This is a genomic window from Bacillota bacterium, from assembly GCA_033549065.1.
Lineage (GTDB): Bacteria > Bacillota > Dethiobacteria > DTU022 > DTU022 > JAWSUE01.
In genome coordinates, this window is record JAWSUE010000053.1 from 1 (window position 1) to 560 (window position 560).

The window sequence follows — 560 nt, forward strand, 5'->3', positions numbered from 1 at the left end:
GCCACAGCCGGCGTGTTCACCAGGACTTCAATAGCGGCCACACGCCCTTTGCCGTCAGCCCGGGGCAGCAGCTGCTGTGCAAGCACCCCTTTAAGAGAATCCGCCAGCTGCAAACGCACGTAATTGCGAATCGATTCAGGGAAAACGTCCACAATCCGGTGAATGGCCAGCGGCGCCGTCTGGGTGTGCAGCGTGGAAAAGACAAGGTGGCCCGTCTCCGCTGCCGTCAGTGCAATGGCAATACTCTCCATATCCCGCATCTCACCGATTAGAATCACATCCGGGTCATGACGCAGCATATGCCGCAGCGCCTCGGAGAACGAATGGGTATCGTTGCCCACTTCCCGCTGCCGGATTATTGACTTATTGTGCGTATGCAAAAACTCAATGGGGTTCTCCACTGTCACCACGTTCAAAGACCGCTCTTCATTAATCATCCCGATCATTGATGCCAGTGTGGTACTCTTCCCGCTGCCCGTAGACCCGGTGACAAGCACAAGCCCCCTTGGCAGCCGGGAGAAATCCTTACTGATTTCCGGCAGCCCCAACTCTTCCACTCT

At 56.4% G+C, this 560-nt stretch carries 1 protein-coding gene; it reads right to left on the reverse strand.

Features of this window, described 5'->3' with window-relative positions; genetic code table 11:
• Positions 1-560 (reverse strand): type IV pilus twitching motility protein PilT (locus SCJ97_11725; protein ID MDW7740697.1); only part of this gene is annotated, 560 nt, incomplete at both ends.